This is a genomic window from Amycolatopsis sp. NPDC114478 (assembly GCF_055633805.1).
This window is the reverse complement of record NZ_JBVKDO010000017.1, coordinates 67,120-90,347: the sequence shown is the minus strand read 5'-3', so window position 1 is coordinate 90,347 and position 23,228 is coordinate 67,120. Positions and strand designations below refer to the sequence as shown.

Genomic DNA, 23,228 nt, shown 5'->3' with positions numbered 1-23,228 from the left:
CCCGGTGTGGCGCGAAGCCGGTTTCGATCACCTTCCGACGGGGCTGGCGGTCACCCGTTGAACAGAAGCGTTACTTCGACGAGAAAGCGGCGTCGAACGCCGCCGTGGGTGGGGTGAAGTTGAGCTTGCGGACGAACTCGAGCGCTTCGGGCGCGCCGATCAGGCGGTCCATGCCCGCGTCCTCCCACTCGATGGAGATCGGGCCGTCGTAGCCGATGGCGTTGAGCATGCGGAAGACGTCCTCCCAGGGGACGTCGCCGTGGCCGGTCGAGACGAAGTCCCAGCCGCGGCGGGGATCCGCCCACGGCAGGTGCGAACCCATCCGCCCGTTGCGGCCGTTGAGCTGTTTGCGGGCCTCCTTGCAGTCGACGTGGTACACGCGGTCCTTGAAGTCCCACAGGAACCCCGCCGGGTCGAGGTCCTGCCAGACGAAGTGCGACGGGTCGAAGTTGAGCCCGAACGCCTCGCGGTGGCCGATCGCCTCCAGCGTCCGGACGGTGCTCCAGTAGTCGTAGGCGATCTCGCTCGGGTGCACCTCGTGGGCGAAGCGGACGCCGACCTCGTCGAACACGTCCAGGATCGGGTTCCAGCGCGTCGCGAAGTCGGCGTACCCGCGCTCGATCATCGACGGCGGCACCGGCGGGAACATCGCCACCGTGTGCCAGATCGACGAGCCGGTGAAACCGACCACAGTGGACACCCCGAGCTTCGCCGCGGCGCGGGCGGTGGCCTGCATTTCGGCCGCCGCCCGCTGCCGGACGCCTTCGGGTTCGCCGTCGCCCCAGATCCGCGCGGGCAGGATGGCTTCGTGCCGCTCGTCGATCGGGTGGTCGCAGACGGCCTGGCCCACCAGGTGGTTCGAAATGGCCCACACCTTGAGGTCGTACTTGGCCAGCGTCTCCAGTTTCGCCGGGACGTAGGAGTCTTCGGCCAGCGCGCGATCCACTTCGAAGTGGTCACCCCAGCAAGCGATCTCGAGGCCCTCGTAGCCCCAGCCGCTCGCCAGCTCGCACACCTCCTCGAACGGCAGATCCGCCCACTGCCCGGTGAACAACGTCAACGGTCGAGCCATGTCTGACCTCCTGGTGCGTCCTACTCGGTGCGGACAGCCGCTAGCAGCAGCTCCTTGACTTCGGTCGCGTGGATCTTTTCGCGCGCCAGCGACGGATCCGAGCACAGCAGCACGGGTCCGTCCTCGGGCGAGTCCGGCAGCCGCCCGTGGCTCCCGCGGACCGGCGCCGGGTCGAGCGGGACGACCTGCATCGAGTACCGCAGGCCGAGCTTCTTGCGCGCCAAGGCCGACGCCGCCTTCAGCTTCACCGCGGGGTCGTTCGGGTCGAAGAACAGCTCGGCCGGGTCGTAGCCGGGCTTGCGGTGGATCTCGACGGTCTTCGCGAAGTCCGGCGCGCGGTCGTCGCTCAGCCAGTAGTAGTACGTGAACCAGGCGTCCGGCTCGGCGATCGCGACCAGCTCGCCGGCCCGCTCGTGGTTGATCCCGATGCCCGCCTGGCCTTCGCGATCCAGTACGACGTCCACTCCGGACAGTCCGGCGACGATGTCCCGCACCCGCGGGATATCGGCGGGGTCGGCGACGTAGACATGCGCGACCTGGTGGTCGGCCACCGCGAACGCGCGGGACGTCCACGGGTCGAGGTACTCCATGCCCGCCTGGACGTACACGTTGAGCAGGCCCTCGCGGCGCAGCGCGCGGTTGATATCGACCGGCCGGCTCGCATTGGTGATGCCGTACTCCGAGAGCGCGACGACGGTGTGCCCGCCCGCGGCCGCGAAGTCCAGCAGCGGCTTCAACGCCGTGTCGATCTCGCGCGCGGCGGCCGCGGCCTGCGGCGCGTCCGGGCCGAAGCGCTGCAGGTCGTAGTCGAGGTGCGGGATGTACACCAGCGTGGTGTCGGGCTTGTCCTCGGCCATGATCTTCCGCGCCGCGGCGATGATCCACTTCGACGACGTGATCGCGGCCGTCGGGCCCCAGTAGGTGAAAAGCGGGAACTCGCCGAGCTCCCCGACCAAGCGGTCGTGCAGCTGCGGCGGGTGGGTGTAGGCGTCCGGGGACTTCTTGCCGTCGGCGTGGTAGATCGGCCGCGGGGTGACGGTCAGGTCGACGTCCATGCCCATCGCGTACCACCAGCACACGTTCGCGACGCGGTGCCCGGCCTGCGCGCGGCGGGCCGCGTCCCAGAACTTGTCCCCCTGGACCAGCTTGTTGTGCTGGCGCCAGAGGAAGATCTCGCCGAGGTCGCGGAAGTACCAGCCGTTGCCGACGATGCCGTGCTCGGCCGGCTGCAGGCCGGTGAGGAACGTCGACTGCACCGAGCACGTCACCGCCGGGAACACGGTGTCCAGCTGCGCGGTGAAGCCGGGCTCGGCCATCTTGCGCAGGTTGGGCATGTGCGGGAGCAGCCGCGGCGTCAGCCCGACGACGTCGAGAACCAGCAAGCTCATTCCGAAACCTCTTCCAAGCCTAGTTCGATCAGGGAACGCCGGGTCCAGTCCAGCTCGGCCGCGATGCCCGCGACCAGCCCGGCGTCGTCGGCGGGTGCGTCCGGGAGCACCTGCCAGGTGTAGGTCTCGACCTCGACGTGGTCGGTGCGCGCGGTCGCGCCGCCGAACAGCTCGGCCAGCGTCCCGGCCAGCACCGGCCGGGTCGACGTCAGCGGCGGCGCCGGGTCGGCGTGCAGCGGCACGTGGAAGTGCACGCGCCACGGCGCCTCACCCGGGAGGCCACCGGCCAGCGCTTCGTCGAGGTCGTCGGCGCCCGGCGGAGCGCCTTCGTTGCTCTGGTGCAGGAACCGGGGTTCCACAAAGGACTCCAGCGCCTTCCGCGTCGCCGGGTCGTTCGGCGCGGCGGCCTCCAGAGCCGCGGACGCCTGCAGCTTGACGACGTCGAGCCCGGCCGCGGCGAGCCGCCCGAGCGCGGCCGCCGGGTCCTCGAACCCGACCGCGAGGTGACAGGTGTCGAGGCAGACGCCCAGCCAGTCCTTGTCCACATCGGACAACAGGGCCGCCGCCTGCGCGGTCGTCTCGATGACGCACCCGGGTTCGGGTTCGAACGCCACCCGGACCGGACGGCCGACCTTCGCCAGTCCCTCGGCGAGCAAGCCGAGCTGCCCGCGGTCGTCCCGCCACTCGGTGCGCCAGCCGAGCGGCAACGTCGAGACGCTGCCGCGCACGGCGTCGTCCGGCATCAGCTCGGCGAGCAGCCGGGCCAGGTCGAGGGTGTAGGCGGTCCGCTCCGGCGTCGACCAGTCCGGCCGGTACACCTTGTGCTTGACGACCGGGTCGTGGAACCCCTGGTACGGGAACCCGTTGAGCGTGACGACCTCGAGGCCGCGCGCGGCCAGCTCGGCGCGCAGCTTGCGGACGGCCCCCGGGTCGGCGGTCAGCTCGGCGGCCACCGGCCGGGCCAGCCACAGGCCCAGCCCGAGCCGGTCGACGCCCAGGCGTTCCCGCACCGGCTCGCCGAAGCGGACCAGCTGGGCGAGCACACCGCCGAGGTCCTCGGCCTGGTGCACGTTGGTGCAGTAGGCGAGGTGGACGAGCGTGCCGTCGCGGTGCCGGAACCTCACTTGCGCGCCCCCCGCAGGATGGAGTTGCCCGCGAACTCGGCGGCCACGGTGTCGGATTCCAGCGACAGCCGCCCGCTCCGGCCGTAGAACTCGACCGGGTTGCGCCACAGCACCCGGTCGACGTCGTCCTCGGTGAACCCGGCGGCCAGCATCGCGTCGCCGGTCTTGCGGGTCTTGAGCGGGTCGCTCTTGCCCCAGTCCGCGGCCGAGTTCACCAGCACGCGCTCGATGCCGTACTCCTTCAGGATCGCGACCATCCGCTCTTCGTCCATTTTGGTGTCCGGGTAGATCGAGAAACCCATCCAGCAGCCGGAGTCCTTGACCATCGCGACGGTCATCTCGTTGAGGTGGTCGAGCACCACGCGCCCGGGCGCGATGCCGGACTCGCGGACGACGGCGATGCTCCGTTCGGTGCCGGCGGCCTTGTCGCGGTGCGGGGTGTGGACCATCGCCGGCAGGTCGTGGTCGATCGCCAGCGCCAGCTGCGCCGCGAACGCCTTGTCCTCCTCGGCGGTCATCGAGTCGTAGCCGATCTCGCCGACCGCCACGACGCCGTCCTTCTCCAGGTACCGCGGCAGGAGGTCGAGCACCGGCGCGCACCGCGGGTCGTTGGCCTCCTTGGGGTTCAGCGCGATCGTGCAGTGGTGGGCGATGCCGTACTGGCTCGCGCGGAACGGCTCCCAGCCGACGAGCGCGTCGAAGTAGTCGGTGAAGCTGCCGACGTTCGTGCGGGGCTGGCCCAGCCAGAACGCCGGTTCGACGAGCGCGCGGACGCCGGCGGCGTGCATGGCCGCGTAGTCGTCGGTGGTCCGGGAGCTCATGTGGATGTGCGGGTCGAAGATGCGCATCAGGCGTCCTGTTCGTTCAACAGCGGGCGGAGGTCGGCGGGGACGTCGCGGCCCGCGGCGGTGCGCTCGGCGGCGAAGGACCGCATCATGCGCAGCAGTTCGTCGTCGGTCCGGCGGTCGAGCCCGGCGACTTCGGCAAGGGGGATGCCCATGAAGACGCACTTGAGGACGCCGTGGCGGTAGGCGGCGTCGTCGAGGTGCGTCGCCGCGTACTCCCCCATCGCGGCGGTGACGAGCCGGGTGTCGTTGGTGCGGAGGGCGTCCGCGACCAGGTCGAGTCCGGCGTCCCCGATGTCCACAACGGACAGTCCACGGAGGACGGCCCGCTTCTCGGCGGCGTCGCCGTAGCGGTAGAGGTCCGGCATTTCCGCCGCGGCCCCGGGAGCCGCCTTGAGCAGCTCGACGCGGGCCACGTCGTCGACCGTCCACCCCGGGGTGTCCGACGGACCCCGGCCGACCCGGCGGCCGACCCCCGGGAACACCGTGCGCAGCGCCGTGGCGTCGGTCGCGACCTTCTGCAGAGCTTCGTCGAGCCAGGCGTTCACGCGGCCACCGCCTTCCGCAGGAACTCCAGGGACTCGCGGGCGATCCGCGGGGCCGCGTGGCTGTCCCGCGGCAGTTCGACGGCCACCAGCCCGGCGTACGGCGACAGCGCTTCCAGCACCGGCGGGAAGTCGATCTCGCCCCGGCCGAACTCGAGGTGCTCGTGGGTGCCGCGGCGCATGTCGTCGATCTGGACGTTCACCAGCCGCGGCAGGGCCCGCCGGACGCAATCGGGCACGGACGCGGACTCGTTGCACCGGCAGTGCCCGATGTCCAGCGTCAGCCCGAACCGCTCCGGGTCGCCCAGCCTGCGCGCGAGCTCGAAGTAGCCGTCCAGGTCCTCGACGAGCATGCCCGGCTCCGGCTCGAAGCCGAGCTTGACGTCGTGTTCGTCGGCCGCCTTGAGCACCTCGGCGCACCCGTCGGCCAGGTGCGCCCACGCCTCGTCGGCGGGCAGGTCGGCGGGCTTGTTCCCGCTCCAGAACGACACCGCCTCCGCACCGAGGTCGGCGGCGATCTCGACGGCCCGGGTCAGGAACTCGACGCGGCGCGCGCGGTCGGGGTCGAGGAACGTCGGCGAGTGCTTGCGCCACGGGTCCAGCAGGAACCGGGCCCCGGTCTCGAGCACGACGGCCAGCCCGAGCCGGTCCAGCTCGGCGGCCAGCGACGCGACGCGGCTCGCGAGGTCCGGCCCGAACGGGTCGAGGTGCTGGTGGTCGAGCGTCAACGCGACGCCGTCGTAGCCCAGGTCCGCGAGGACGCGCAGGGCGTCGCCGAGGCGGTGGTTGGCGAAGCCGTTGGTGCCGTACCCGAACCTCATGTCGGCGACACCTTCCGGCTCAGCGCCCGCGCGACCGGGAACGCGGCGGCGACGGCCAGCGCCGAGCGCCACGCCCCGGTCCGCGCGATCAGCCCGGCCTGCAGCGGGATCATGCCGTGGATCCCGGCGCCGACCGCGCGGCGGATCTTCGGCGCGGCCGGGTCGCGGACGGCGTCGAACTGCGCCCGCCCGGTCGTCGCCAGGTACGTCCCGAGCAGTGCCGACGCCAGCGGCCCGACGCGCCCGGCGGCGACGCGCACCCCGGCCGTGGCGGCGAGGGTGGCCGCCGGCAGCGCGGGTTTCGCACCGTCCACTTCGGACCGGGACAGCGCCGTCACGGCGTAGGTGTGCGCCCCGACGGTCAGCGCCGCCGGCACGGCCGCGCGGGCCCCACCGCCGCCGAGCAGCACGTCGAGCGTCCGGGCCGCGGCCATTGCGGCCGGCCCGAACACGGTCTCCTTCAGCACGATGTCGTACGCCCAGACGGTCGCGGCCAGCGGCAGCGCGACGCGCAGGGCCCGCTTCCCGCCGGCGACCGCGGCGATGCCGAGCCCACCCGCGGTCAGCCCGGTCGCGACGCCGAGCGCGGTGCCCGGCGAAACGCGGCCCGACGGGATCGGCCGCTCGGGCCGTTCCATCGCGTCGAGGTGGCGGTCGGCGTAGTCGTTGAGCGCCATCCCCGCCCAGTAGATGCAGACGGACGCGCCGGTCAGGGCCAGCGTGCGGCGGCCGAACGGCCAGCCCGAAGCGGCGGCTCCGGCGACGGCGTCCCCGGGCACGGTCAGCGCGGCGGGCGCGCGGACGAGTTCGACGAGGGCCTTCACCGGTTCGCCCACTCACGCAGCGCGGCGAACTGCGACGCGAGGTCGTGCGGGCCGTCCCCGACGGGATCCTTGAAGAAGAACCCGAACTCCGCCACCGGCCCGGCGACGCCGTCGCGGCACGCCTTGCCGGTCAGCCGGGCGAGGTCGAGCACCAGCGGCGCGGCGAGCGCCGAGTCGCAGCCCTGCCAGGTGAGCTGCAGCGTCATGCGCGTGCCGAGGAAGCCTTCGAACAGCACGTGGTCCCAGGCGGTCTTCCAGTCGCCGAGGGCCGGGACGTAGTCGATGTGGACCTCGCCGTCGACCGGGTGGCCGAGATTCTGCTCGAGCACCTGCTGCTTCGAGGCGTTCTTGCTGGACGCGGCGCCGGGGTCGGCGAGCGTGGCGCCGTCGCCGCCGCCGAGCAGGTTGGTCCCCGACCAGGACAGGACGTTCAACGCGCGCTGGGCGAACATCGGCGCGAGCACCGCCCGCAGCAGCGTCTCGCCGGTCTTGCCGTCCCGGCCCGCGTAGGGCTGTCCGGTCGCGCGGGCGAGCTCGTCGAGCGCGGGCAGCCGCGCGCCCGTCGAGGGGGTGAAGTCGACAAACCCACACTCGGCGCGGAACGCGGCGTAGGCGTACAGCGCGCTCGCGGGGAGCACGTCCTCACCCGCGTCCAGCGCAGCTTCGAGCGCGGTGAGCGACGCGTGCGCCGGGTGCGGCGCGCAGGGCGGCTCGGTGGAGGAGACGTTGACGACGACCACGTGGTCGAGCCCCTCGCGGAACGCCGTCAGGTCGGCGACGGCCCGGTCGATCGCCGCGCGGCCACCGCCGTCCGGTGCGGGCCGCAGCCGCGCCTCGGCGGCCTCCAGGTCCGCCGCGACCGGGCCGGGCAGCGTCGCCGGCAGCACGCCCGCCGCCACCAGGTGCTCGGCCCGCTTGACCAGCGGCGTATCGACGACGTCGTGGCCCCCGAAGACCAGGTCCCCCAGCCCGGGCAGCGCGGCCCCGGCGAAGTCCGGCAGCTCGGTCACGCAGCCCGTGCGCGCGGCCAGTCCCGCGCGCATCGCGGCCGCCCCGGCGATGGCCGTCGTGGCCACCGATCCGCGGGCCCCGATCAGCCAGACACCGATCTTCCCCATGTTTCCTCCACCTGTTCGGTTCAGCCCGCGCCGAAAGCTCCTCCGGTGCCGCGGGGCGGGGCACCGCACGCGGCGCTCGTGTCGCCGCGCGTGCGGGTGCCCGCCAGAGCTACATCGCCGGAGTCGATCACGTGTTTCCACCCAGTCGTGAACGCGGCCCAGTCTGCCTGCTGGATCCGGCCCTGACACGTCCCATCTTGCGGACCGGTCGATGGGGCCTCATCCGCTGTCCCTTTCCGCTCGCACCGGCACCAGCGCCGGGTCGTCGAACACCGCCTGGAGCGCGACGTGCGCCCCGCCGCGCGAAGCCGCGGAGAACCCGAGCCACGACAGCTCGACGCGGCAGCCCCCGATGCCGGGGGCGATCACCCGGGCTTCCAGCTCGGCCAGCATCGGGCCGAGCAGGTACGGCCCGAGCTGGGCGAAGTAGCCGCCGAGCAGCACCACCCGCGGGTTGAAGACGTTGACCAGCGCGGCCGCGCCGACGCCGAGCCCGGTGCCCACCTGCGCGAGCGCGTCGAGCGTCCGCCGGTCCTTCCGCTCGGCGCGGCGGCGGATGATGTCGAGCCGCTGTTCGAGGTCGAGCGACGGGTCGTGCACCGGGTCGGCGGGCGACGCGGCCAGGCGCAGCATCCCGGCCAGCCCGACGAGCGTCTCCCAGCACCCCCGGCGCCCGCACCCGCAGAGGCGGCCGGCCGGGTCGACCTGGATGTGCCCGATCTCACCGGCGAACCCCTCGGCGCCGCCGAGCAGCCGGCCGCCGGAGATCACCCCGCCGCCGACGCCGATCTCGCCGGTCAGGTAGACCAGGTCGGCGGTGCCGGCGACGCTGCCCATCGCGTACTCGCCGAGCGCGCCGAGGTTGGCGTCGTTGGCCGTGCGGATCGGGAACGACGGCGGGCCGAGCCGCCGGGTCAGCCGGTCGGTGATGCCGCGGACCACCGGGACGTCGGTCCAGTGCAGGTTGGGCGCGAAGGCGACCGTGCCGCTCGCGACGTCGACCAACGCCGGGATGCCGACGGTCACCCCGGCCGGCGTGACGCCCAGGCGACGGCACTCCCGCAGGGCCCGCGCGGTCAGTTCCGCGCCGGCGTCGAGGACTTTCGCGACGGGGAGCGCTTGGACGTCCAGCGCCACGCGCTGGTCGAACAGGACGGTGCCGGTGAGGTCGAGGGCGAGCGCGGTCAGGTAGTCGACGTTGATCTCGACGCCGACGCCGCCGACGCCGCGGCCGTCCAGCTCGACGATCGTGCCCGGCCGCCCGACGGCACCGGCGCGTTCCCGCTCGCCTTCCCGCGCCAGCCCCCGGCCGACGAGCTCCGAGACGAGGCTCGACACGGTCCCCTTGTTCAGCCCGGTCTCCGCGGCGATCGCCGCGCGCGACCGCGGGCCCACGTCCCGCAGGTGCCGCAGCACCAGCGCCAGGTTGCTCCGGCGGACGGCGGCCTGGTCGGCCGGGCGCACCGGTTTGAGGGAGAAGGAGGAGTCCACGCCGACACCGCCCGGTTCGTCTGCTGGACCAACAAATTAAGACGGGCGAAACGGTCGGGTCAACGAGACCGGACAGCGGACGAAAGCCGGACAAACGGTGCTGACCAGCGAAACTATCGCACGCGGCAAGCGAAAGTGTCCCACGGATGGAGCAGGAGTTAAGGAGCCCGCCCGCCGTAATCCCCCCGCCGATCGGGCCGGTGCCGCCCGGCGGGAGTGTCGGCGGGATTTGCGCAAGTTTGCGTCAGGACGCGGGCACCGCCGGGAAAGAAAGCTTGCCCAGCGCGGCGACCAGCGGCGAAAGTTCCGGCAAGCCCTCAGCGTCCGCAAGGGCCTCCGCCAGCGCCGCGTCGTGCGTGGGACGCGCCGCCGTCAGTAACGCCTGGCCCGCCGGCGTCACCTCGGTGTAGATGCCGCGGCGGTCGTCGGCGCAGAGGTAGCGGGCCAGCAGCCCGCGGCCCTCCAGCCGGGTGACCAGCCTCGTCGTCGCCGACTGGCTGAGCACCACCGCGTTGGCCAGCTGGTTCATCCGGAGGTGGAAGCCGTCCTGGCGGGCCAGCGCGTCGAGCACGCTGTACTCGCTCACCGAAAGCTCGTGGTCGCGCTCCAGCGCGCGTTGCAGCCTGTCCTCGATCCGCGCGTGCAGCGCGGCCAGCGTCCGCCAGCCCTGCGCGCGCGCTTCGACGGCGTCGTCGTCCAGTGACACGGTTCACCTCTCCCCGGCTTGCGCGTGCTCCCTTGCACGCTGCACTATCAAGCCTGTGCAATATACGGCGTCTGCAACTATCTCGGACGCTTGTAGTTGCCAACGCCCTCAGTCTACCTCCGGAAGAAGGAAGCCCATGCCCGCCGCTCTGCTCGCACTGGCGATCAGCGCTTTCGGGATCGGCACCACCGAGTTCGTGATCATGGGCCTGCTGCCCGAGGTCGCGGCCGACTTCGGTGCCTCGATCCCATCCGCAGGCCTGCTCATCTCGGGCTACGCGCTCGGCGTCGTCGTCGGCGCTCCCCTGCTCACCGCGCTCGCTTCGCGGGTGCCGCGCAAGACCGTGCTCGTCTCGCTGATGGGCCTGTTCATCGCGGGCAACGTGCTCTCGGCGCTGGCCCCGAGCTACGGCCTGCTGATGACCGGCCGGGTCGTCGCGGCGCTGTCGCACGGCGCGTTCTTCGGCGTCGGCTCCGTCGTCGCCGCGTCGCTGGTCGCCCCGGCCAAGCAAGCCGGCGCGATCGCGCTGATGTTCACCGGGCTGACTGTCGCGAACGTCCTCGGCGTCCCGGCCGGCACCGCGCTCGGCCAGGCCTTCGGCTGGCGCTCGACGTTCTGGGTGGTCAGCGCCCTCGGCGTGGTCGGCGCGATCGGCATCCTCGCGCTCGTGCCGCACCAGGAACCCGAGCCGGGCGCGGGCCTGCGCGGCGAACTGGCCGTGTTCCGCCGCCCGCAGGTGTGGCTCGCGCTGGTCATGACGGCGCTCGGCTTCGCCGGCGTGTTCGCGTCCTTCACCTACATCGCGCCGATGATGACGGAGGTCGCCGGCTTCTCGAGCGGCGCCGTCACCTGGCTGCTCGTGCTGTTCGGCGCCGGCCTGTTCGCCGGCAACCTGCTCGGCGGGCGGGCCGCGGACCGCAAGCTCATGCCGAGCCTCTACGTCATCCTCGCCGCGCTCGCGATCGTGCTGGTCGCGTTCGTCTTCACCGCGCACGCGAAAGTCCCGGCCGCGATCACCATCGCGCTGTTCGGCGCGGCGGGCTTCGCAACGGTACCGCCGCTACAGGCCCGCGTGCTGGCCAAGGCCGAGGGCGCCCCGGCGCTGGCCTCGGCGGCGAACATCGCCGCGTTCAACCTCGGCAACGCGGGCGGCGCGTGGCTCGGCGGCCAGGCCATCGAGGCCGGCCTGGGCTACACCGCCCCCAACTGGATCGGCGCCGCGCTCGCCGCGGCGGGCCTCGCCGTGGCGTTCGTCTCCGGCCTGCTCGACCGCACGGCCCCGGCTAGTTTCGACGCCGGGGAACGGGTACCCGCCCCATGAACCACCCACCGAAAGGACCCCTCGTGACCAGCGTGCCCGTGATCGAACTCAACAACGGCGTGCGGATGCCGCAACTCGGCTACGGCGTGTTCCAGGTCCCGGACGACGAGACCACCGCCGCCGTGAAGACCGCCCTCGAAACGGGCTACCGCAGCATCGACACCGCCGCCGTCTACGGCAACGAGAAGGGTGTCGGCCAGGCGATCGCCGAGTCCGGCATCCCCCGCGACGAGCTGTTCATCACCACCAAGCTGTGGAACTCGGCCCAGGGCTACGACTCGACGCTCAAGGCGTTCGACGAAAGCATGAAGAAGCTGGGCCTCGAGCAGCTGGACCTGTACCTGATCCACTGGCCGACGCCCAAGCGCGACAAGTACCTCGACACCTGGAAGGCGTTCGAGAAGCTCTACGCCGACGGCCGCGTCCGCGCGATCGGCGTGTCCAACTTCCAGCCCGCGCACCTCGAACGGCTGATGGACGCCTCCGACGTCGTCCCGGCGGTCAACCAGATCGAGCTGCACCCGTACCTGCAGCAGCAGGAGGTCCGCGAGTTCGACGCGAAGCACGGCATCGCGACGGAGGCCTGGAGCCCGCTGGCCAAGGGCGGCTCGCTGCTGGGCGACCCGGTGATCGCGGACCTCGCGGTGAAGCACGGGCGGACGCCCGCGCAGATCGTGTTGCGCTGGCACCTGGAGCTGGGCAACGTGGTGATCCCGAAGTCCGTGACGCCGTCGCGGATCGAGGAGAACTTCGACGTGTTCGGATTCACCCTGTCGGAGGACGAGATCGAGTCGCTGGCCCCGCTGGACCGCGGCGAGCGCACCGGCCCGGACCCGGACACCTTCAACGCCGGCTGACCCGGATGACCCGTTCCTGTCCTGTCCGCCGGCGACAGGAACGGGTCATCCACGTCATTGCTTGCGGGCGACCCCGCCCAGCGTCAGGAAGTTCAGCTCACTCAGCGGGTGCAGGCGCGGGCCGTCCGGCCACCACTCGTGCAGGTAGACCAGCCCGGGCCGCAGCAGCTCCGTGCCGTCGAAGAACGCCGTGATCTGCTCGCGCGTGCGGTGCACGCTGCCCAGCCCGGTGCCCTGGAAGCTCGTCTCCAGCAGCCGCGCCAGCTCCTGGCGCGGGGAGTCCTCTTCCGGGTCGAAGTGGTGCGTGAGCAGCAGGAACGAGCCGGGCGCGAGCGCTGCCACGTACTCCGCGACGATCGACTTCGCGCGCTCGTAGTCGTCGATGTGATGGATGATCGACGTCAGGATCAGCGCCACCGGCCGCTTGAAGTCGAGGTACTCCTTCACGACGTCGTCGTTCAGCGTCTCGGCCGGCTTGGTGAGGTCGGCGCCCGTGACGTGGGTCAGGTAGTTCTCCTCCAGCAGCGCCCGGCCGTGCACCTGCACGACCGGGTCGTTGTCGACGTACACCACCTGCGCGTCCGGGTTGTACCGCTGCGCCACCTCGTGGGTGTTTTCGGCGGTGGGCATGCCGGAACCGAGGTCGAGGAACTGGTCGATGCCGCGTTTCCCGGCCAGGAACCGGACCGCGCGCACCAGCCAGTCGCGGTGTTCCTTCGCCATCGTGCGCGCGCCGGGCGCGATCGCCAGCAGGCGCCGCATCGCTTCGCGGTCGACCTCGTAGTGGTCGTGGCCGCCGAGCAACGCGTCCGACAGCCGGGCCAGGCTCGCCTTGGAGAAATCGAGGGACGCGGAGCCTCCCTCGGTTCCGGACCGCAGGTCGCCAGGCGTCATCGGCTGTTCTCCCTCGTCGTGTGGCGCCGGTCCCTGCCCGGGGCCCGGCCACCAGTGTCCGGCAACGGACAGTGCTCAGACTACGACATGCCGTTCACCAAGTGAACCGGGCCGAAGGGCCTTACCTGCCAGGCACAACTACTCGATCAGCAGCTCGCGCCACAAGTGTCCGCCGTCCGTGGTGCGGTACAGGGCGGACCCACCGTCGGCGTCCGGCTGGCCGTCGACGACCACTCCGGTGCCCCCGCCCGGGAAGTCCAAGTCGGTCAGGCTGAACCCGCGGTCCGGCAGCTCGGTCGTGGTCCAGGTGCGGCCGCCGTCGGTCGTGCTGTGCAGGAACCCGGTGCCGCCGCCCTCGGCCGCGACGGTCGCGGACGTCGGCGACGCCGCGGCGAACCCCTGGTTGATCCCGGCGTACGGCACCGCGTCCTCGCCGGCGAACGGCCCGCCGAGCCGGGGCGCGTGCCGCAGCCGCCGTTCGGTCGAACCGGGCTGCGGCGAGCCGGGGCTGCCGCTGCACAAGGCCACGACCTGCCGGTCGCGCACGCCGGCGAGCGAGGCGACCGTCCCGGCCGGGCACGGCGGCGCGGCCGGGGTGAAGCGGACGCCGTCGCGCGAGGTCCAGTACCGCTCGGTGCCGTAGTCCGCGCCGAGCGCGACCTGCAGGCCGCCGCCGACGGCCAGGTCGCCGTAGGTGAGCCCGCCGGTGACCGCGAACCCGGGCACCGGGACCAGCACCGGCGAGCCGGCGGCGCCGGAGTACAGCCGCGTCGAACCGCGGCCCTCGCCGTAGGTGGTGAGCACGGCGAAGACGCGGCCGCCGGTTTCGGTGATCTTCGAGAGGTAGTACGGCGCCCGCGCGCCGATCAGGCCGACCGGGTGCCAGCTCGCCCCGCCGTCGCGCGTCGTGAGGACGTGGACGCCGTCGCTGACGTAGGCGACGTGCTGGCTCGTGACCGTCAGCGCGACGTGGTTGTGGTTGTCGGGCAACGACATCGGCGGCGCGCCGAGACGTCGCCAGTGCGTCCCGCCGTCGGTCGTGCCCACCAGCGCCGGGCACCAGGACTTCCCGCACGGCGAGTAGCCCAGGACGTACCCGGTGGCGGAGCCGGTCCAGCTCGCGGAAGCGGGCCGGAACCCTTGCGGGACGGCGGTTTCCGCCGTCGCGGGCGAGACGGACACGGCCAGGAGGGTGAGGACGGACGCCAGCAGCGCCGGGATTCTCATGATCACCTGGACGCGTCGCACGGGAGGGGGTTGCGCGTCGTCGCGAGGTTCCGCCGCGTGGCCGATCCCTCAGGCCAGGCCTTCGGTGAACGAGGCGACGAACCGCAGCAGGTCGGCGCCGGCGGCGAGGTCGCCGAGCACGATGATCTTCATCGTGGCGCGCTCCTGGTCGTAGATGGTCTCGACGCGCAGGGGCCGCTCGCCGGCGTCCCGCGGGCCGTTCACCGACGCGACGACCACGGTGGCGATCCGGTCGGCGGTCGCCCGGTCGACGCCGGCGACCTCGGTGACGCTCGAAAGTTCGGCGATCGGCCGGTCCGGCCGCGGTTCCGCCACCGGCAACCCGGTGAAGGCCTCGAGGTCGTCGGCGGCGATGCGGTACTGCTTGCCGATCCGGACCGCCTTGAGCCGCCCGTCGCGCACGTAGTTCCGGACCGTCCGGACGTGCAGCCCGAGCTTCGCGGCGACCTGTTCGACGGAGAAGACCTCCATGACCCTCCTAGCGCGTCACGCAAACTACCGTATCACGCTGCTTGTCAGGGAAGTTTACGGAACCCACGGTTTGCTCACGCGAGTGAGGGGTATTCACCGGTGTTGCTTCCGCTCGCCCAGATACGTCCACATCGGACAGTCGAAAGGACGGCGCCGACGATGCCGTATCCCCCGCCCCAGGAGCCGTACGAACCGCGGTACGAAGCCGCCGAAACCGAAGAAGTCGTGGAGCGCACCCATCCGCGCATCCGGATCGTGCGGACGGTCAACGCCCTGATCCACCTCGTGTGCGCGGTGTTCGCGCTGGTGCTCGCCGTCCACATCGTGCTGGTGCTGGGCGAGGCGAACATGGCGAACGGCTTCGCGCACATGATCAACGAGTGGTCCGCGGGCGTCTCCCTCGGCTTGCGCAACCTGTTCACGCCGGATTCGGAGAAGCTGGCGACGTTCTTGAACGACGGCCTCGCGGCGGTGATCTGGCTGGTCATCGGCGCGATCCTGACCGACGTGATCGCGCGGATCGGCGTGCCGGGGCCCCGGCGGGTCTGGTACCGCCGCGGCTACCGCTACCACTGACCGGACGCGAAGAAGGCCTCCCCGGAAATCCCGGGGAGGCCTTCTTCACGCTCGGGAAACTAGCCCTGCGGCTGTTCCACGACCGGTTGCTCGGGCTGCGACTCGGGCTCCGGCTGCGCCTCGACGGCGTCAGTACCGCGGGGTGCGGGAACGCCCCGGGCGGCGGCGACCACGTCGAAGTGCTCCCGGCACCAGCGGCCGTAGCGGCGGGCCTGCACTGTCATCGCGTCCACCTCCTCTCCACGGGCGGTCCTGGTCACACCCTCAGCGTCCTCCGCCGAGGCGCCGAAAGCCAACAGATTTAAGCGGGACTTAACACACGGTCGAGTGAATGTCTACAAAGGACTTCAGCCCGCGAACTCCCGCACGACCGTCCGGCAGAACGCCGGCAGGTCGTCGGGGTTCCGGCTCGAGACCAAGCCGTTGTCGACCACTACCTCTTCGTCGACGACGGTGGCGCCGGCGTTACGCAGGTCGGTCCGGACGCTGGGGTACGACGTCAGCGTGCGGCCGCGCACGACATCCGCTTCGACGAGCGTCCACGGACCGTGGCAGATCACCCCGACCGGCTTGCCCGCGCGGACGAAGTCGCCGACGAACTTGACCGCCGAACCGTCCGTGCGCAGGTTGTCGGGGTTCATCGTGCCGCCCGGCAGCAGCAGCGCGTCGAAGTCGCCGACCTCGACGTCGGCCACCTTCCGGTCGACCGGGAACCGGTCGCCTTTGTCGATGTCGCCGTTCATCGCCTGGATCTCGCCGGTGTCGAGGGACACCAGCTCCACCGTGGCGCCCTCGTCGAGGACGGCCTGGCGCGGCTTCTCCAGTTCGACCTGTTCGACGCCGTCCGCGGCCAGGATCGCGACGCGGCGACCTTGCAGTGAGTTCGCCATCAGACTCCTCCGTCAGGATCAATGCACGGAAGAACTACCCGCTCGAAAACCGGCCAAACCCGGTCCACAGTGGACTCAGTCGGAGCACTCCACGGCCAGGACGGCGATGTCGTCGTGGGCCGAGCTCCCCAGCCAGTCCCGCACGGCCTGGCGCAGCCGCCGCACCACCTCGCGGGCCGGCTGCCCCGCCGCGGTCGCCAGCACCGCGCGCAGCCGGTCGTCGCCGAACAGCTCCGTCGGGTCGTGGCGGTTGCGGGCCTCGGTGATGCCGTCGGTGTAGAGGAGGCAGACGTCGCCGCGTTCGAGCCGCGCCCGCGCCTCGGCGAACCGGGCCTGCGGCGAAATGCCGACCAGCGTCCCCGGGACCGTGACCTCTTCGACGACGCCGCCCCGGCGGACGATCAGCGGCGCCGGGTGGCCGCCGGAGGCCAGCGTCAGCTCGACGCCGCCATCGGACGGCCGGGCCGAGCCCAGCACCAGCGTCGCGAACCGACTGCTGCCGCCGGCGATGAGCAGTTCGTTGAGCAGCCGCAGCAGCGTCCGGCCGTCGCGCTCGACCATCGCGAGCGCGGTCAGCGCGTGCCGGACGCGCCCGGTCAGCGCCGCGGCTTCGGCGCCCTTGCCGCAGATGTCGCCGAGCACGAGGAACGCGCTGCCGTCGTCGTGCGCGAGGACGTCGAAGAAGTCGCCGCCGACCGCGAGCACCCCGCCGGCCGGCTCGTACCAGGTCTCGAACCGGGCGCCGTCCAGCTCCGGTGGGTCGACCGGGCGCAGCGTGGTCTCCAGGCCGCGCGTGGCCTCCTCCTGGCGGGCGTAGCGCTGCGCGTTGGCCAGCGCCGTCCCGGCCGCCTTGGCGAACTCCACCACCGCGCGGGCCTGCTCGGCGCCGAACTCCGGGTCGGCGCGGCGGCCCAGCAGCAGCGCGCCGGTGACGCCGGCGCCGGCGCTCGGGCCCAGCGACACCACCGCGACCTCGGCGTGCCCGGCGAACCGGTCGGCGACGACCGGGGGCAGGGTCGCCATCTCGGGCGCGGGGACCGGGGCGGGCTCCGGCTTCCCGGTGGCCGCGAACGTCGCCGCCAGCACCGGGGCGACCTGCGCCGGGACGCGCCGGATCCGGCCGTGGCCGTGCGCCGACGGGCGCTCGCAGCTCCACCACTCCCACCGGCCGCGGGTGGTCGGCAGCAGCACGAAGACGGTTTCGGCCAGCGCGGACGCGGCCAGCTCGGCGATCACCCGCGCGGTCCCGTGACGCCCGCGAGCGGCGGCGAGCCTCGGCCCGGTCTCGGCGAGGAAGTCCCCGACGTGCCGCTGCGGGACGTCCTCCGCGGGCACGGTCCAGGCGTGCCAGCCGCCGGGCAGGGCGCGGATCCGGGCGGGACGACGATTACCCGCGACTTCGACGTGGCCCACCACAGTCTTTCCGGGGGTCCGGGTGGCGGAGCCCCCGGCTTGGGGCGAAGCCCCGGATGTCGCAGTTTCCGCGAGGGGGTTCAGCAGCGGCTCGCCGCCGCCGGTCAGCGTCCGCGCGGCCGGGTTCGCCCAGCGCAGCACGCCCTCGGCGTCCTGGAGGAACACCGCGTCGCGCACGTCCTCGAGGACGGCCCGCCCGAAGGCGTCGAAGCCCGGCGGCGCGTCCTCACCGGTCATCGGTGGCAGGGCCGCCGACGCCGGGGCCGGACGTGACACCATGCACGGACCTCCTGCCTCCGGACTGCTATCGCACGGCTACCGCGTGAGCGGGCGGACTGGCTCGAAGTGTAGGGCGAATCATGACACGCTGGGTCGTGGACCATGGCTGGCGCATGCGTGGTGGAGAGGGTCGGCACACATGACAACGGAATCCCAGAGCGAGGCGGCGGCGCTGGAGCGGCTGCTCGTGGCGGTGCGGGATCTCGGGGACGGCAACTTCCGCCGGCGGCTCGTCCCGCACGGCGACGGCATCTCGGCGCAGCTCGCGGTCGCGTTCAACGACATCGCCGAACGCAACCAGCGGCTGGTCAGCGAGCTGCTGCGGGTGCGCGCGGCGGTCGGCCAGGACGGCCGGCTCAGCGAGCGGCTCGAGGCCGAGGTCGGCCCGGGCGGCTGGACCACGGCCGTCGAAAGCGTCAACGGCCTGGTCGAAGACCTCACGCGGCCCACGATCGAGCTCGACCGGGTGCTCGGCGCGGTGGCCGACGGCGACCTCTCCCAGCCGATGACCATGACGCTGGACGGCCGTCCGCTGCAGGGCGCGTACGCCACGCTCGCCAAGACGGTCAACGGTCTCATCGCGCAGCTGTCGCGCTTCGCCGCCGAAGTGACGAGGCTCTCCCGCGAGATCGCGGGTGAGGGACGTCTCGGCGGCCAGGCGGTCGTTCCGGGCGTGTCCGGGACCTGGCGCGACCTCACCGACTCGGTCAACTTCATGGCTGACAACCTGACCGAGCAGGTCCGCAACATCGCCCAGGTCACCACCGCCGTCGCCCGCGGCGACCTGACGCAGAAGATCAACGTCGACGCCCGCGGCGAGATCCTCGAGCTCAAGAACACCATCAACACCATGGTGGACCAGCTGTCGTCGTTCGCCGACGAGGTCACCCGCGTCTCGCGCGAGGTCGGCTCGGACGGCAAGCTCGGCGGCCAAGCGCAGGTGGCCGGTGTCGCGGGGACGTGGCGCGACCTCACCGACTCGGTCAACCAGATGGCCGACAACCTCACCGACCAGGTCCGCGGCATCTCGCTGGTGGCGACCGCGGTGGCCAACGGCGACCTGACGAAGAAGATCGACGTCGACGCCCGCGGCGAGATCCTGCAGCTGAAGAACACGCTGAACACGATGGTCGACCAGCTCTCGGCGTTCGCCGGCGAGGTCACCCGCGTGGCGCGCGAGGTCGGCAGCGAGGGCAAGCTGGGCGGCCAGGCCGAGGTGGCCGGCGCGGCCGGGACGTGGCGCAGCCTCACCGACTCGGTCAACCAGATGGCCGACAACCTCACCGACCAGGTCCGCAACATCTCGCACGTGACCACGGCCGTGGCGAAGGGCGACCTGACGCAGAAGATCACCGTCGACGCGCGCGGCGAGATCCTCGAGCTCAAGACGACGATGAACACGATGGTGGATCAGCTGTCCGCGTTCGCGGACGAAGTCACCCGAGTGGCGCGCGAGGTCGGCACCGAGGGCCAGCTGGGCGGCCAGGCGCAGGTCCCCGGCGTCGCCGGCACCTGGCGTGACCTCACCGGGTCCGTGAACTTCATGGCGAACAACCTGACCACCCAGGTCCGCAACATCGCCCAGGTCGCCACCGCCGTCGCGCGCGGCGACCTGACGCAGAAGATCGCCGTCGACGCGCGCGGCGAGATCCTGGAGCTGAAGGACACCCTCAACACGATGGTGGACCAGCTGTCCGCGTTCGCGGACGAGGTCACCCGAGTGGCGCGCGAAGTCGGTACCGAAGGGAAGCTCGGCGGCCAGGCCACCGTGCCCGGCGTCGCCGGGACCTGGAAGGACCTGACCGACAACGTCAACTCGATGGCGAACAACCTGACCGACCAGGTCCGGAACATCGCCCAGGTGACGGCGGCGGTCGCGCAGGGCGACCTGACGCAGAAGATCACCGTCGACGCGCGCGGCGAGATCCTCGAGCTCAAGACCACGCTGAACACGATGGTGGACCAGCTGTCCGCGTTCGCGGACGAAGTGACCCGAGTCGCCCGCGAAGTCGGCACCGAAGGCATCCTCGGCGGCCAGGCCCGCGTCCGCGGCGTCGCGGGCACGTGGAAGGACCTCACCGACAACGTCAACGTCATGGCCGACAACCTGACCGACCAGGTGCGCAACATCGCCACCGTGGCGAGCGCCGTGGCCAACGGCGACCTGTCGAAGAAGATCCGGATCGAGGCCCAAGGCGAGGTCGCGGCCCTGGCCGAGACGCTGAACGGCATGGTCGAGACGCTGCGCGCGTTCGCCGACGAGGTCACCCGGGTCGCCCGCGAAGTCGGCACCGAAGGCATCCTCGGCGGCCAGGCCCGCGTCCCCGGTGTCGCCGGGACCTGGAAGGACCTGACCGAGAACGTCAACTTCATGGCGCACAACCTGACCAGCCAGGTGCGCAACATCTCGCAGGTGACCACCGCGGTCGCGAAGGGCGACCTGACGAAGAAGATCGACGTCGACGCCCGGGGCGAGATCCTCGAGCTCAAGACCACGATGAACACGATGGTCGACCAGCTCTCGGCGTTCGCCTCGGAGGTCACGCGCGTGGCGCGCGAGGTCGGCACCGAGGGCAAGCTGGGCGGCCAGGCCGAGGTCGACGGCGTGTCCGGCACCTGGCAGCGGCTCACCGAGAGCGTGAACCAGCTGGCCGGGAACCTGACCACGCAGGTCCGCGCGATCGCGCAGGTCGCGACGGCGGTGACGGCGGGCGACCTGACCCGGCACATCACGGTCGACGCGTCCGGCGAGGTCGCCGACCTCAAGGACAACATCAACCAGATGATCGCGAACCTCAAGGAGACGACGAGGACCAACCGCGAGCAGGACTGGCTGAAGACGAACCTCGCGCAGCTGTCGGGCCGGATGCAGGGCCACCGCGACCTGGCGTCGGTCGCGGCGCTGATCCTGTCCGAGCTGGCGCCGCTGGTCCGGGCGCAGCAGGGCGCGTTCTTCCTGGCCCGCGACGACGACCGCGACGGCACGGTGCTCGAGTGCATCGCCGCCTACGGCCTCGCCCAGTCCCGCGCCGGCCTGCGGTTCGCGATCGGCGAGTCGCTGATCGGGCAGGCCGCCGTCGACCACCGCACGATCCTCGTCCAGGACGCGCCGCCGGAGTACGCGCTGGTGTCGTCCGGGCTCGGCTCGGCGTCGCCGGTCAACCTGATCGTGCTGCCGGTCCTGTTCCAGGGCGAGGTGCTCGGCGTGCTGGAGCTGGCCTCGGTCAACGAGTTCAGCACGGTCCACCAGGACCTGCTGGAGCAGCTGCGGCACACCATCGGCGTCAACGTGAACACGATCCTGTCGAACTCGCGGACGGAAGCGCTGCTGACGGAGTCGCAGCGGCTGGCGCAGGAGCTGCGGGCGCGGTCGGAGCAGCTGCAGGCCCAGCAGGGCGAGCTGCGGCGGTCCAACACCGAGCTGGCCGAGAAGGCCGCGCTGCTGGCCCAGCAGAACCGCGACATCGAGGTCAAGAACAGCGAGATCGAGCAGGCGCGCCAGGAGCTGGAGGAGCGCGCCGGGCAGCTGACGGTGGCGTCGCAGTACAAGACCGAGTTCATGGCGAACATGTCGCACGAGCTGCGGACGCCGTTGAACAGCGCGTTGATCCTGGCGAAGCTGCTGTCGGAGAACCCGGAAGGGAACCTGACGGAGAAGCAGATCCAGTTCGCGAAGACGATCTACGCGGCCGGGTCGGACCTGCAGCAGCTGATCAACGACATACTGGACCTGGCCAAGGTCGAGGCGGGCCGGCTGGACATGCAGATGTCCGACATCACGCTGCCGGAGCTGGTGGACTACGTCGAGTCCCTGTGCCGGCCGCTGACCGCGGACAAGGGGCTCGAGTTCGCGGTCCACATCGACCCGCCGGTGCCGGGGAGCGTCCACACGGACGAGCACCGCCTCCAGCAGATCCTGCGCAACCTGCTGTCGAACGCGGCGAAGTTCACCGACGAGGGCGGCGTCCGCCTCCACATCCGCTCGGCGGACCCGGCGGAGGTCGAGCAGGAGGCGCTGCGGAACGCGCCGGGCATCATCGCGTTCGCGGTCGAGGACACCGGGATCGGGATCCCGGAGGAGAAGCTGGCGGTCATCTTCGAGGCGTTCCGCCAGGCGGACGGCACGACGAGCCGCAAGTACGGCGGCACGGGCCTGGGGTTGAACATCAGCCAGCAGCTGACGGAGCTGCTCGGGGGCGAGCTTCGCGTGGTCAGCGAACCGGGCGTGGGCTCGACGTTCACGCTGTACCTCCCGGTGGCGGCGGCCAACCTGGTGGACCCGGCGGTGACGGCCCTGTCATCCCCGCGGCTGCCGGCGGTCCCGAGCACGGTCCTGGTGGCCGCACCCGACGTCACACCGAAGCGCTTCCACGGCGAGAAGGTCCTGATCGTCGACGACGACCTGCGCAACGTGTTCGCGCTGGCCGCGGTCCTGGAGCAGGCGGGCTTGGAAGTCGTCTACGCGGAGACGGGCGTGGACGGAATCCGGGCCTTGGAGCGCCACGAAGACACAGCGCTGGTCCTGATGGACGTGATGATGCCCGAACTGGACGGCAACGCGACGATCGCGGCCATCAGGGCGGAAGCGACCAACGCGGACCTGCCGGTGATCGCGGTCACAGCCAAGGCCACCCAGGAGGACCGAGCCCGAACCCTGGCCAGCGGCGCGGACGACTACATCACGAAGCCGGTGGACACGGACAAGCTACTGGACGTGATCGCGGCGTCCCTGGAGGCGGACGCCGCGTCCTACGGTGGAGCGGGTGACGGGAATCGAACCCGCGTAGCTAGTTTGGAAGACTAGGGCTCTACCATTGAGCTACACCCGCGTGCCCCCAAGGTACCCGGGTGCGAGGTCAGCTTAGCGTGACCCGCTAGGCTGACCACACACCCCCCTGGGGGTGTCACGGGATGTGGCGCAGCTTGGTAGCGCATTCGCTTTGGGAGCGAAGGGTCGCAGGTTCAAATCCTGTCATCCCGACACAAGGGGCTGGACTTGCGGTTCAGTCCGAGAACAAGAGCCCCAAGACGATCCGGTGCTACGCCGATGGCGAGCATCGACGTCGCACGCCGTTGTCGGACAACGGCATCAAGATCATGCTTCGGCGCCGAGGGCGCTGGCGCGCTCGAAGACTCGGCCGTGATCTGCACGCACACCTTGGTCGCCACTTCCAATCGCATCACTTTCTGAAAGCCGGCGGCAGCGAAGGAGACCTCATGCTGCTGAACGACTGGACCACTCCGCAGATGGCTCGCCGATACGGGAAGAGTGCTGCAACAGACAGGGCGCACGAAGCCGCGCACCGTATTCGCGTCGGCGAACTTCTGTAGTCACCCCCACAAAC

The 23,228-nt window shown here is 71.5% G+C and carries 20 protein-coding genes and 2 tRNA genes; 5 read left to right on the top strand and 17 right to left on the bottom strand.

The features are described 5' to 3' along the window. Positions 1-70: 70 nt before the first annotated feature. The 10 genes from ACZ7OH_RS36835 to ACZ7OH_RS36790 all read right to left on the bottom strand — a co-directional run bounded on the left by ACZ7OH_RS36835 (position 71) and on the right by ACZ7OH_RS36790 (position 9,934). On the bottom strand, positions 71-1,072 hold the full coding sequence (locus ACZ7OH_RS36835; protein ID WP_470285085.1) for a sugar phosphate isomerase/epimerase family protein: 1,002 nt from the start codon (positions 1,070-1,072) through the stop codon (positions 71-73). A gap of 20 nt (positions 1,073-1,092) precedes the next feature. Beyond that, a complete protein-coding gene (locus tag ACZ7OH_RS36830; protein WP_470285084.1) occupies positions 1,093-2,460 on the bottom strand; it encodes a nucleotide pyrophosphatase/phosphodiesterase family protein in 1,368 nt (455 codons plus the stop codon). After that, positions 2,457-3,584 (bottom strand): metabolite traffic protein EboE, encoded by a 1,128-nt coding sequence (gene eboE / locus ACZ7OH_RS36825; RefSeq protein ID WP_470285083.1) that lies wholly within the window; start codon positions 3,582-3,584, stop codon positions 2,457-2,459. Before eboE ends, ACZ7OH_RS36830 begins: the two co-directional genes overlap by 4 nt. Then, positions 3,581-4,432, bottom strand: coding sequence for a TatD family hydrolase (locus tag ACZ7OH_RS36820; RefSeq protein WP_470285082.1), 852 nt, complete (start codon positions 4,430-4,432; stop codon positions 3,581-3,583). Before ACZ7OH_RS36820 ends, eboE begins: the two co-directional genes overlap by 4 nt. After that, positions 4,432-4,977 (bottom strand): EboA domain-containing protein, encoded by a 546-nt coding sequence (locus ACZ7OH_RS36815; protein WP_470285081.1) that lies wholly within the window; start codon positions 4,975-4,977, stop codon positions 4,432-4,434. Before ACZ7OH_RS36815 ends, ACZ7OH_RS36820 begins: the two co-directional genes overlap by 1 nt. Beyond that, positions 4,974-5,795 carry a sugar phosphate isomerase/epimerase family protein gene (locus tag ACZ7OH_RS36810; protein WP_470285080.1) on the bottom strand — a complete coding sequence of 274 codons (822 nt, stop codon included), beginning with the start codon at positions 5,793-5,795 and terminating at the stop codon, positions 4,974-4,976. Before ACZ7OH_RS36810 ends, ACZ7OH_RS36815 begins: the two co-directional genes overlap by 4 nt. Then, positions 5,792-6,619 carry an SCO3242 family prenyltransferase gene (locus ACZ7OH_RS36805; RefSeq protein ID WP_470285220.1) on the bottom strand — a complete coding sequence of 276 codons (828 nt, stop codon included), beginning with the start codon at positions 6,617-6,619 and terminating at the stop codon, positions 5,792-5,794. Before ACZ7OH_RS36805 ends, ACZ7OH_RS36810 begins: the two co-directional genes overlap by 4 nt. Then, entirely contained in the window at positions 6,616-7,737 is a 1,122-nt protein-coding gene (locus ACZ7OH_RS36800; RefSeq protein ID WP_470285079.1) for an inositol-3-phosphate synthase, read from the bottom strand. Before ACZ7OH_RS36800 ends, ACZ7OH_RS36805 begins: the two co-directional genes overlap by 4 nt. A gap of 219 nt (positions 7,738-7,956) precedes the next feature. Further along, positions 7,957-9,228: an ROK family transcriptional regulator gene (locus tag ACZ7OH_RS36795; RefSeq protein WP_470285078.1), complete on the bottom strand. Its 1,272-nt coding sequence runs from the start codon at positions 9,226-9,228 to the stop codon at positions 7,957-7,959. A 244-nt stretch (positions 9,229-9,472) separates the two neighbouring features. Then, positions 9,473-9,934 (bottom strand): MarR family winged helix-turn-helix transcriptional regulator, encoded by a 462-nt coding sequence (locus tag ACZ7OH_RS36790; RefSeq protein WP_470285077.1) that lies wholly within the window; start codon positions 9,932-9,934, stop codon positions 9,473-9,475. A 136-nt stretch (positions 9,935-10,070) separates the two neighbouring features. Between ACZ7OH_RS36790 and ACZ7OH_RS36785 the strand changes: the two genes are divergently transcribed. Both ACZ7OH_RS36785 and ACZ7OH_RS36780 read left to right on the top strand, forming a co-directional pair. After that, positions 10,071-11,255, top strand: coding sequence for an MFS transporter (locus tag ACZ7OH_RS36785; RefSeq protein ID WP_470285076.1), 1,185 nt, complete (start codon positions 10,071-10,073; stop codon positions 11,253-11,255). Between the two features lie 23 nt (positions 11,256-11,278). Continuing rightward, on the top strand, positions 11,279-12,112 hold the full coding sequence (locus ACZ7OH_RS36780) for an aldo/keto reductase (RefSeq protein WP_470285075.1): 834 nt from the start codon (positions 11,279-11,281) through the stop codon (positions 12,110-12,112). 54 nt (positions 12,113-12,166) lie between these two features. Here the strand turns inward: ACZ7OH_RS36780 and ACZ7OH_RS36775 are convergent, their stop codons facing one another. The 3 genes from ACZ7OH_RS36775 to ACZ7OH_RS36765 all read right to left on the bottom strand — a co-directional run bounded on the left by ACZ7OH_RS36775 (position 12,167) and on the right by ACZ7OH_RS36765 (position 14,725). Continuing rightward, the gene (locus ACZ7OH_RS36775; protein ID WP_400904299.1) at positions 12,167-13,006 is read right to left on the bottom strand and encodes an SAM-dependent methyltransferase; all 840 of its coding nucleotides are present in this window, start codon (positions 13,004-13,006) and stop codon (positions 12,167-12,169) included. 138 nt (positions 13,007-13,144) lie between these two features. Beyond that, positions 13,145-14,239, bottom strand: coding sequence for a beta propeller repeat protein (locus ACZ7OH_RS36770; RefSeq protein ID WP_470285219.1), 1,095 nt, complete (start codon positions 14,237-14,239; stop codon positions 13,145-13,147). Positions 14,240-14,302: 63 nt separating this feature from the next. Further along, positions 14,303-14,725 (bottom strand): helix-turn-helix domain-containing protein, encoded by a 423-nt coding sequence (locus ACZ7OH_RS36765; RefSeq protein WP_470285074.1) that lies wholly within the window; start codon positions 14,723-14,725, stop codon positions 14,303-14,305. A 159-nt stretch (positions 14,726-14,884) separates the two neighbouring features. Between ACZ7OH_RS36765 and ACZ7OH_RS36760 the strand changes: the two genes are divergently transcribed. After that, positions 14,885-15,301 carry a hypothetical protein gene (locus tag ACZ7OH_RS36760; RefSeq protein ID WP_470285073.1) on the top strand — a complete coding sequence of 139 codons (417 nt, stop codon included), beginning with the start codon at positions 14,885-14,887 and terminating at the stop codon, positions 15,299-15,301. Between the two features lie 59 nt (positions 15,302-15,360). Here the strand turns inward: ACZ7OH_RS36760 and ACZ7OH_RS36755 are convergent, their stop codons facing one another. The 3 genes from ACZ7OH_RS36755 to ACZ7OH_RS36745 form a co-directional block, all read right to left on the bottom strand. Then, complete coding sequence (locus ACZ7OH_RS36755; protein ID WP_470285072.1) at positions 15,361-15,525, bottom strand: hypothetical protein; 165 nt, start codon at positions 15,523-15,525, stop codon at positions 15,361-15,363. Between the two features lie 123 nt (positions 15,526-15,648). Further along, positions 15,649-16,191, bottom strand: coding sequence for a type 1 glutamine amidotransferase domain-containing protein (locus ACZ7OH_RS36750; protein ID WP_470285071.1), 543 nt, complete (start codon positions 16,189-16,191; stop codon positions 15,649-15,651). A 75-nt stretch (positions 16,192-16,266) separates the two neighbouring features. Further along, a complete protein-coding gene (locus ACZ7OH_RS36745; protein WP_470285070.1) occupies positions 16,267-17,883 on the bottom strand; it encodes a SpoIIE family protein phosphatase in 1,617 nt (538 codons plus the stop codon). 139 nt (positions 17,884-18,022) lie between these two features. Here ACZ7OH_RS36745 and ACZ7OH_RS36740 point away from each other — a divergent pair, with 139 nt between their 5' ends. Continuing rightward, positions 18,023-22,687: a HAMP domain-containing protein gene (locus ACZ7OH_RS36740; protein ID WP_470285218.1), complete on the top strand. Its 4,665-nt coding sequence runs from the start codon at positions 18,023-18,025 to the stop codon at positions 22,685-22,687. On the opposite strand, the gene ACZ7OH_RS36735 is transcribed toward ACZ7OH_RS36740, so the two are convergent. Beyond that, a tRNA-Gly gene (locus ACZ7OH_RS36735) sits at positions 22,639-22,712 on the bottom strand. The two genes, ACZ7OH_RS36740 and ACZ7OH_RS36735, sit on opposite strands and share 49 nt — an antisense overlap. A 78-nt stretch (positions 22,713-22,790) precedes the next feature. On the opposite strand from ACZ7OH_RS36735, the gene ACZ7OH_RS36730 reads away from it, so the two are divergent. Continuing rightward, positions 22,791-22,864 (top strand) — tRNA-Pro (locus ACZ7OH_RS36730). Positions 22,865-23,228 lie beyond the last annotated feature (364 nt).